At 50.3% G+C, this 8,680-nt stretch carries 5 protein-coding genes; 3 read left to right on the top strand and 2 right to left on the bottom strand.

What is annotated here, in order from left to right:
* The first annotated feature begins 538 nt into the window (after positions 1-538).
* Both QZP87_RS08110 and QZP87_RS08105 read left to right on the top strand, forming a co-directional pair.
* Positions 539-1,492, top strand: coding sequence for an SPFH domain-containing protein (locus QZP87_RS08110; protein WP_291322418.1), 954 nt, complete (start codon positions 539-541; stop codon positions 1,490-1,492).
* Positions 1,493-1,884: 392 nt separating this feature from the next.
* Positions 1,885-2,856: an RNA ligase family protein gene (locus QZP87_RS08105; protein WP_291322417.1), complete on the top strand. Its 972-nt coding sequence runs from the start codon at positions 1,885-1,887 to the stop codon at positions 2,854-2,856.
* Between the two features lie 357 nt (positions 2,857-3,213).
* Here QZP87_RS08105 and QZP87_RS08100 read toward each other — a convergent pair whose 3' ends face one another.
* A complete protein-coding gene (locus tag QZP87_RS08100) occupies positions 3,214-6,621 on the bottom strand; it encodes a PAS domain S-box protein (protein WP_291322416.1) in 3,408 nt (1,135 codons plus the stop codon).
* Between the two features lie 1,151 nt (positions 6,622-7,772).
* Between QZP87_RS08100 and QZP87_RS08095 the strand changes: the two genes are divergently transcribed.
* Positions 7,773-8,390, top strand: coding sequence for a superoxide dismutase (locus QZP87_RS08095; RefSeq protein ID WP_291322415.1), 618 nt, complete (start codon positions 7,773-7,775; stop codon positions 8,388-8,390).
* A gap of 95 nt (positions 8,391-8,485) precedes the next feature.
* Here QZP87_RS08095 and QZP87_RS08090 read toward each other — a convergent pair.
* A partial coding sequence (locus QZP87_RS08090) for a hypothetical protein (RefSeq protein ID WP_291322414.1) occupies positions 8,486-8,680 on the bottom strand: 195 nt, incomplete at its 5' end.

The raw sequence follows: 8,680 nt of genomic DNA, 5'->3' as shown, positions 1-8,680 counted from the left end.
CCGTCATGGCTCAAATTTTTCTTGTTTTTTGTGACAGGGTTTCAGGAGTAAGCCACTAATCTGTATCTTGTTCAATAAAAAAAAGTGCCGGGGTGCCTGTCCCATATACACATATACATACAAGCAGGGATTTTTTTCTTTTCTTTTCTTTCTTGTTCCCAGGCACCAGCCTGGGAACAACGCTTTTTTGTGGCTGCAGACACATTTTTTGAGAAGCGGCTGGAGCCGCAAGAACTAGACGTTCCCAGGCTGGAGCCTGGGAACGAGAGGTAACCAGGAACGAAGAACCAGGAACCGATTATTACGACCAACATGTTGGTTTGAAATTTTCATTAAGCGCCTAACACTACAGCGAAACTTATAAAAACAGTATGGTATCTCAATTGGGGACAGGCACCCCCGCACTTATTTTTCTGAAGGATGTTTGACGGCATTTTAAAAATAAGTGCGGGGAGAGCCAGTCCCCGGAGGTCAATAAATAAGTTTCGCTGTAGTGTTAATATATATAACCAAGGGAGATTACGCTATGGGAGAAGTTTTGAGTTTGTTGATTATGCTGATAGCCATAACTTTTGTTGTGCTTATAGTTAAAGGATTGGTCATTGTTCCACAAAAACATGCAATGGTCATAGAAAGGCTTGGGCGCTACCACCGCACAATTGAGGCGGGCCTGAATCTGATCATCCCCATTATTGACCGACACAGACCTATTACAATAGTTCGGTATGAAAACGAGCAAAAGTTGATACGAACTGAAAAAAGGATTGATCTGCGGGAGGTAGTTTTAGACTTTCCCAAACAACAGGTCATTACTAAGGATAACGTGGGTGTTCAAATAGACGGGGTTTTATACTATCAGATTATGGACGCGCATTCAGCGATATATGGTGCAGAGAATCTGGTGCTGGCAGTACAGACACTTGCCCAGACCTCTCTTCGTTCTGAGATTGGACGCATGGAGCTGGACCAGATATTTGAGTCCAGGCAACAGATCAATGACCGCTTACAGGTAACTATGGATGAGGCCGGCAACAAGTGGGGAGTAAAGGTGAACCGTGTTGAAATCAGAGACATCGACGTGCCGGATGACATACGTATCGCCATGAACAAACAGATGGCCGCCGAACGTGCCAGGCGGGCTCATGTCAGAGAGGCCGAAGGTTACAAGCAGGCAGAGATACTCAAGGCCGAGGGGGATAAGGAGGCTGAAATCCAGAGAGCAGAAGGTGAAAAACAGGCCATAAGCCTGCGGGCAGAGGGCGAAAAAAAGGCCATCAACCTGGTCTTGCAGGCGGCAGAGGCGACCGGAGCTTCTCTGGATCCAAAGGATGTAATGCGCTACCTGATCGCCCAGGGATATATTGAGGCTCTGCCCAATGTGGCAAAGCAAGGAGACAGGATATTCATACCACTGGAGTCAACAAGCCTGATGGGTTCCGTTGGAAGTATCCGGGAACTGCTCAATGCCGCTAAGATCCCAGGCGGCTCTTGAGTTCAGCTTCAGCTAATTTATGACAGGGTTTCAGGAGTAAGTCACCCTGGCATAGCAGGGTTGTAAGCATTCAGGGGGTACTCAGTTGTAGTTCCTGGCACCAGGCTTGGGGACTGTCCCCGCTAAGTACTATCTTTACAGGTTCACACAACTTAGCGTTTGTCATATTTTATTTGTGCAGGAAAGGCGTCGCGGGGACTGTCCCCGGGCCGGTTCCGGCACCCCCTGAATGGTTACGCAGGGTTCAACCGGGTCTGCTCCTTTGGCTAGGATTACAATCTCTTAATCCTGTTAATCCTGTCAAAAAAGCTCTTTTCTTTACTGGGTTGCGGGCAAAGCCCGCCTTAGTGTCCATCAAATACTAGTTATCAAAGCCGAATGGAGTTGGTGAAATGTTTAAGAAATACCCCAGCATGGATAACACCTACCAAACCAAGAGCATTGAACTTTGGAAGGAATTCCATCCAAATCTTGAAGAGGAAGAGTATATCGTCTTGGAGAAAATCCACGGGACGAATTTCAGTATTGTTTTCGAACCGGGAAGCACGCCGTATTTCGCTTCCAGAAACAGGGTGCTCGAAACAGATGAGGATTTTTTCGGCCTGCGCGAGGTAGTCCTTGACGGCAGCCACGATCTGGTCATGGACTATTTTATTCAACTGGCCAGGGAGGAAAACGTTGTCTATCAGCTCTACGGCGAGCTGTTCGGGCCAGGAGTCAACAAGGGCGTCTTCTACGGGAAGAACAGGGACTTCCGTTTCTTTGATATGCGCCGGGATGGTTATTTGCTGGCTCATCGGGAATTCGAATCAGTTATGCCACCAAAGTTTGAGCACTACATAGTACCCAGCCTGGGTATTTTCCACGGGCTGCAGTCCGCTCTGGATGTCCAGATTGAAGGCGTCAATTCGCTGTTGACTCCTGAAGATCATACGGGGGCGAACGTTCTTGAAGGCGTGGTCATCAAGCCCTACAACCGCATACTTCTCTCGCCGGTTGGTTACACGTTCATGTTGAAAAAGAAAGTCAAAAAATTTCAAGAGGTCGACAAGCAAACCAAAAAACCCAGGCCCAGCAAAGAGCACCCGGTTGTCGAGGAACTAAACCAGAGATTCCACCGCTACATCACAGACCAGCGGCTGCAGAACGTCTTCAGTAAAGAAGGCGTCATCTCGGACAAGAAGCAGGTATCCAAATATATCCAGCTTCTCCTGGAAGATGCCAAAGAGGATTTTCTCAAGGATGAGGAGAATGTAAAGATGCTTCGGCAATTGCAAGATGATCCTGAGTTTCCCAAAAACGAACTGAAAAAAGTCTACAATGTCGGGTCAGAACCGTTCAAGCTGTTGCAGCCGTATTTGTAATCATCCCACCCGGGTGGCCCGGGACGGAACCAGCAAGTAACTCAGACCGCTCGTTCCCAGGCTGGAGCCTGGGAACGAGAAATGGAGCCACAAAAAAGTGGTGTCCCCAGGCTGGAGCCTGGGAACAAGAAAAGTGCCGGGAGAGCCAGTCCCCGTGCTCAACGATTGGTGGACGCGGAGCGTCCGGAAGATGTTCCCACGCAGAGCGTGGGAACAATAAAGGAATGATGCCCCGGAGGGGCCACTTTTTCCGCGCAGGGTCGCGGAAAATGCCTAGTTACTCAGAAGCTCCTCACCCGGGTACGCCTGGGATCGAACCTGCGTGTAACTGAAGGGAGATGAACCTTTTGACATATTTCAGTCGCTCTTGTGACCATAGCTGCCCTCCTGGACCTTTCCAAGGACTGAGTTCAGCGCTTCAATGGTCACTGGCTTGGCCAGGTAGTCATCCATCCCGGCCTCCAGGAATCTCTCCCGATCACCGGCCATGGCGTAGGCGGTCATGGCGATGATGGGAATGCCCTGGGCCTGATGTCGGAGGTCCGATTTCCGACTTCCGGTTTCCGACCTATGATCCCTGACCTCTGACTCCTGCCTCCTGATCCTTTGTGTCGCCTCAACCCCGTCCATGACCGGCATCTGCACGTCCATAAGGATGACGTCATAGTCATGGGCCTTTATCAGGTCAAGGACGTGCCGGCCGTCCTCGGCCAGGGTCACTGTGTGTCCGGCCTTTTCCAGCAGCTTCTGCGCTGGATACTGGTTGCTCGGGTCATCTTCAGCCAGCAGGACGCGCAGGGACTTCTCAGCCTTGAGCGGGGGTTCATCCTGCCTGGGCTTTGGCTCTGCAACTTTTCCTGGCAGCCTGAAGGGCAGGACTACATATATGTTCGTCCCCTGTCCCAAAGTGCTGGAAACGGAAATTTTACCAGCCAACAATTCCACCAGTCTTTTGACAATGGCCAGGCCAAGGCCTGCTCCCTGGTATTTACGGGCAAAAGAGCCGTTCACCTGGGCAAAAGGCTTGAACAGGGCCTTGATCTTATCCTCGGGCATGCCGATACCGCTGTCCGATACTGTAAACAGTATCTGGATACCTTTGTCTTTTCCGGGAGGCAGTGGCATCATATCCAGACTCACAGCTCCACGGTCGGTAAACTTGACCGCATTGCCCACCAGATTGAACAGGATCTGGCTGACCCTGGAAAGATCACCGACAACTCTTTCGGGAAGGGCCTGATCCATACTGAAATCCAGGGAAATTCCTTTTTCCTTTGCAGTAATTTTGAACAGGTCATTCACGGAATTCTTCAGCTCTATCAGACTGAACTCCTCTTCATGGACAGCCATTTTGCCCGCCTCCACCCTGGACAGGTCGAGAATATCAGATAACAGCCTGGTCAGACGACTGGCTGAGGTAATGGACAGATTTACATATTCTTTCTGTTCCTTGTCCAGGTCGGTGGTCTGCAATAGTTGCATCATGCCCATGATGCCGTTGATGGGTGTCCGGATTTCATGACTCATATTGGCCAGGAACTCGGATTTGGCCCGGTTGGCGGCCTCGGCCTGCTGCTTGGCCTGGAGCAAGGTTTGTTCAGCCTGTTTACGGATGGTAATGTCCAGATGGGTACCGAACATCCATAGAGGCTTGCCGTCTTCGGTCCAGGATATCACCTTGCCTCTATCCAGGACCCAGACCCAGTTGCCGTTTTTGTGCTTCAACCGTACTTCGCACTCATAATAGTCCATATCGCCGCTGAAGTGCCGCTCCAGCAAATCCATGCTGATCTTGAAGTCGTCCGGATGGACATGTTTTTCCCATGTCTCAATGGAAACAGGAACCAATTCATCCAGGGCACAGCCGATAATTTCAGCCCACCGTTCATTGAACACTGTTTCCCCTGTCTGGACGTTCCATTCCCAGGTTCCTACGTTGGTGCCTTTGATGATGTTGGTCAAGCGTAAACGCTCTTCCTGCAACGCCTCCTCTGCAAGTTTACGGTCGCTGATATCAATGGCGGTGGCCGCGAGGAATTCAGGGCCTCCCTGTTCATCCTTGATCACAACACCGCTCATGAGCATAGGGAATTCTGTGCCGTCCTTGTGCGTATGCCAGACTTCCCTGTTGATAAACTTGCCGTCACTTGCGAGAATCCTGTTGATGCTCTGGACTTCCCTCAATTGTTGTTCGTTGTGGAAAACCGAAAGGTTCCGGCCTATCAATTCATCAGGCTTGTACCCATGGATGCGCGCAAAATAGTCGTTGATATACAAAAGGTTGCCCTGCATGTCGGCAATAGCATTGCCGTGTACAGCCTGGTCAATAACCGTCTTGAACTTCCTGATTTCCTTCTCGGCCTGAAAACGTTCCGTCACGTCCTGGGCCAGCAGCAGGATGCCGCGGAAACCGCCCTGGTTGTCGGGAAGCAGGGAAGCACGGTGCTCCACCCATTTCGCGCTGCCGTCCCTGGCGACCAGCTTGAGGACGAATTCCAGTTGTCTTGATTTGTGTCCTTTTAGGGCCTCACGAAAAAGAGCGAGCGCTCGCTCTTTATCGTCATGGTGTACGATGGCGAAGCATTCTGTCCCGATCAGGCTTTCAGGATCATAGCCCAGAATGAAAGAATAGCTGGCATTGCAGTAGGTGTAAAGACCCTGCGGATCAATGATCGCGATCAAGGCGAAAATGTTTTCCGAAATGGAGCGAAACATTTCCTCACTGGCGCGCAAGGATTCGAGGAGCTCTTCCCGCTCCTTCAGAATCCGTTCCAGCTGCAGATTGTGGTATCCCACCGTACTGATAATTTCTGCCAGATTTACATAGAACCGGAGGGCTTTGGTCACGGTCTCCTTGTCCAGCAGGGGGACTTTTTCCAGCGCCGCAAGATAGTGCTCTTCATCAAACCCGTATCGCACGGCCTGGTCTTTGAAAACTTGATGATCCGGAGGCTCTTCCTTGAAAAAAAACTGGCCGGTAAACAGATTGCCCACATGCCTGCCCTCGACCATGATAGGCATCACGATGTCCAGCATGCTGTTCTTGCATCGGTATATCTTGTATTCACCGGGCCGTACGTTTTGGGAGAGCACCCTGTCGCTCTCCATGCAGTTGCGATTGGTTTCCGGGTGAGCTCGATGGAATTCAAAGCAGATCTGCTGCCAGCCGGTGGAGGCTGATACATTGCCATGCAAGTCCAGGAGAGCCCCGCCGATACCGGTCAGGTCAAAGAAATCGCTCATTAATTGCTGAATAGAGGTACGATCAATAATGTTTTCAAGCAGGATCTCTCTGTTTGGGCTCCCGGTCTTAAAAGACTTGTTTTCGGACATTTTTGCGTGCGTTTCATCCGGCGAACTCGTTTGAACCAGACCGGAAATGTCAGTGATGAATCCATTAATATGCTGCACACTTCCGTCTTCGTTCCGAAGGACGCGCACCGACTCTATGGTCCAGAAGGTGGAGCCGTCCTTGCGCTTATGCATGGATTTATAGTTGCGTGCCGATTCCGAATTCTTCAGCATCTTGTGCAATTGAAACCGATCGGCGGGATTAACATAAATCTGCCGGGCAATGTCCGTCACCGACTCCACCATCTCCTCGGGGGAATCATAGCCATACATCCAGGCCATGGTCGTATTGACCGAAAGAAAGCGCCCATCCGGCGTGGAGGTGAAGATACCGATCGGGGCGTTTGAGTACAGATCCTGAAACTGTTCCGGTGATGGGCCGGAAAGCTCTTTGGATACCGGGTCCTGAGACATGGTTTACTCCGATTAAGCTTAAGTGAATTCAACTTTAGAAAACAAGGGCTGGAAGAGCCAGTCCCCATGCCACTGCAAATGGCTAAACTGTTACCCCTGAAACTTGTCAAAAGATCGATGTTTCTGGACAACAGCCCGGTTATGCTGGGCACTGCACCTATTTTTTGAATGGTTACGGTTAGCACTACAGCGAAACTTATGACTGCCCTCCGGGGACTGGCTCTCCCCGCACTTATTTTTTCCAATAAAACCAAGATCATTTGTAATGAAAATAAGTGCGGGGGTGCCTGTCCCCAATTGAGGCAGGTATAATATTATATAAGTTTCGCTGTAGTGTTAGTGTTACTGTAAAAAAATCAGCACTGGAAATACATATTACCACTTGCTTGCCAATCCGGCAAGATATTTTTCCTCTGAGTGATTTTGAACCAGAAGGTATAGGTAACCATTCAGGGGTCCTCGGGTGTGACTAATGGCACAAGGCCAGGGGACTGTCCCCGGGCCGGTTTTGGCACCCTTTTGCACCGCAAAGCCGCCCCGGTTGAATGCCCTTCGGGCTTGCTCTTCGAACAATTCAACAGGGCAGGCTTAGTACGCAAAGTTAAAGACGCGAAGCTGGTCTATTGTCCAAAACCGGGACACGGTTCTGGATAAGGCTGCCTTTTCATTTGTCACGAGAAACGAGTGACAAATGAAAAATTATCCTGTCTTCCTTGGCGACCTTTGCCAGCCCCGATAAATTCACGAAGTGAAGGCGGAGCCATTTAACTGAGGCGCTTTTGCGTGAGAATATGTTTTTGGGTTGCGGGCAAAGCCCGCGTTAGGCATGTGTCGACATTTTGGGGCAGGGGTAAGAAAAAGCTGCGGGGTATCTTTGAAACTGTTACTGCTTGACAGACAGGCCTGGAGATATAAATATCTGTATCTGTCAGCGCTTTGCATGTGGCACGGGGACTGGCTCTTCCGGGCTCCACCTGTCCCAGAAAATGAGTCGTTTTGAGCACAAAACGATGCTCAAACGGGTTCCGTAGTGCCTGTCCCCTGCTTTCCAAAAAAAGCGCTAAACAGATACAAATATCTGCAGGTCAACAAACTGAAAATGTCGTGTATGTGCAGGGCTTTTTCAACTAAGCAAAAAGGGAGGTTTTTTTATGGGTCAAGATAATGCGAACAAAGCAGAGCATGTACTACCGCCGCTGCCTTTTGCGCAGAATGCCCTGGAACCGGTTATTTCATCCAGAACTTTGGAATTTCATTACGGTAAACACCATCAAACCTATGTAACCAACCTGAACAAGTTTATATCCGGAACCGACCTGGAGGGAAAATCCCTGGAGGAAGTAATTCAGGCGACGCACAACAAAGCGGACAAGGTGGGCATTTTTAATAATGCGGCCCAGGTATGGAACCACACATTTTACTGGAACAGCCTGAGCCCGCAGGGTGGTAAAGAACCTCCGGCAGCTCTCAAGCAGAAGATGGAGGAAGCATTCGGTTCTGTAGATGCCTGCAAGAAGGAACTGCACAGCGCTGCGGTGACTCAGTTCGGCAGCGGATGGGCCTGGCTGGTGCTGGAAGGCGGCAGGCTCAAGGTGACCAAGACCCTGAACGCGGATCTGCCCCTTGTGCACAATATGAAGCCCCTGCTGACCATTGACGTCTGGGAGCACGCCTATTACCTGGATTATCAGAACCGCCGTCCGGATTATGTGCAGGCGGTTCTGGACAAGCTGGCGAACTGGGATTTTGCTGCATCCAATCTGGAGTAGCGCTTAGCACATATTTCGGAACAACAGGTTGTTTCATTTTCAAAGCAAACCAAGAGGTTCTGCCCACAGAACATACGGAAGGACACGTTAGTGACTTACTCCTGAAACCCTGTCATAAAAAACAATAACCACGCGAAGCGCGTGGCAGGCCAGCCGCCCCGGTTGAATACCCTTCGGGCTTGCTCTTCGAGCAATTCAACTGGGCAGGCAAAGTACGCAAAGTTTAAGAGGCGAAGCAGAGGTATTGTCCAAAACCGGGACACGGTTTTGGACAAGGCTGCCTTTTCATT

The organism is Desulfonatronospira sp. (assembly GCA_003563255.1).
GTDB lineage: Bacteria > Desulfobacterota > Desulfovibrionia > Desulfovibrionales > Desulfonatronovibrionaceae > Desulfonatronospira.
Note: the sequence above shows the minus strand (reverse complement) of the source record. Positions and strands in the feature narration are given on the sequence as shown.

Coding starts and splice junctions, on each gene's coding strand:
- QZP87_RS08105 (WP_291322417.1), top strand. CDS start 1,885: ATGTTTAAGAAATACCCCAGCATGGATAACACCTACCAAACCAAGAGC.
- QZP87_RS08100 (WP_291322416.1), bottom strand. CDS start 6,621: ATGTCTCAGGACCCGGTATCCAAAGAGCTTTCCGGCCCATCACCGGAA.
- QZP87_RS08095 (WP_291322415.1), top strand. CDS start 7,773: ATGGGTCAAGATAATGCGAACAAAGCAGAGCATGTACTACCGCCGCTG.